2 protein-coding genes are annotated in these 877 nt (G+C 64.8%); both read right to left on the minus strand.

All coding sequences use genetic code 11. From position 1 onward, the window contains the following. A partial coding sequence (locus CCN51_RS52565) for a MetQ/NlpA family ABC transporter substrate-binding protein (protein WP_245881915.1) occupies positions 1 to 211 on the minus strand: 211 nt, incomplete at its 3' end. A gap of 40 nt (positions 212 to 251) precedes the next feature. Continuing rightward, positions 252 to 877 (minus strand): MetQ/NlpA family ABC transporter substrate-binding protein (locus CCN51_RS52570; protein ID WP_086861345.1); only part of this gene is annotated, 626 nt, incomplete at its 5' end.

The following is an 877-nucleotide window of genomic DNA, read 5'->3' on the forward strand; positions in this document are numbered from 1 at the left end:
TGTAGTCGGTGAACTCCTTGACCTCGAGCTTGAGGCCTTCCTTCTCCGCCAGGTTCTTCTTGATGTAGTCGAGCACCTCGCCCGCCGGGACGGCGGTGGCTCCGACGACGAGCGTGTCGTCGTCGTCCGAGCCGCCGCCGGAGCCCGCGCCGCACGCGGTCAGCCCGAGGGCGAGTGCGGCGGCGGCGAGAGGGACCGCGATCTTGCGCATGATGTGGTTTCCTCCAGGGTCACGCAGTCGGGGTCCGCGGTCAGAACGAGGCGATGACGGAGCCGTCGTACTTGTCCTTGATGAACTTCTTCACCTCGGGGGAGGTGAGGAGCTTCGCGAGCTTCTTGACGCGCGGGTCGTCCTCGTTGCCCTTCTTCACGGCGAGGAAATTGCCGTACGGGTTGTTCTTGGGCGACTCCAGGACGAGGGCGTCCTTGGCGGGCTTGAGGTCGGCCTCGATGGCGTAGTTGCCGTTGATGACCGCGGCGTCCACATCGTCCAGGGCGCGCGGCAGCTGCGGGGCTTCCAGTTCCTTGAACTTCAGGCCCTTGGGGTTGTCGGCGATGTCCTTCGGGGTGGCCTCGTTGCCGACGCCGCTCTTGAGCTTGATGATGCCGTTGGCGTCCAGGAGCTTGAGGGCGCGGGCCTCGTTGACGGTGTCGTTGGGGATTGCCACGGTCGCGCCGCTCTTGAGGTCGTCGGCCTTCTTCACGTTGTGCGAGTACAGGCCGAGCGGCTCCAGGTGCACGGTGACGACGGGCACGATGTGGGTGCCCTTCTTCTTGTTGAAGTCGTCGAGGAACGGCTGGTTCTGGAAGTAGTTGGCGTCCACCGACCCGTCTTCGGTCGCCGTGTTCGGCGTGTTGTAGTCGGTGAACTCCTTGA

Origin of the sequence: Streptomyces milbemycinicus, assembly GCF_002154605.1 — a bacterium.
GTDB lineage: Bacteria > Actinomycetota > Actinomycetes > Streptomycetales > Streptomycetaceae > Streptomyces > Streptomyces milbemycinicus.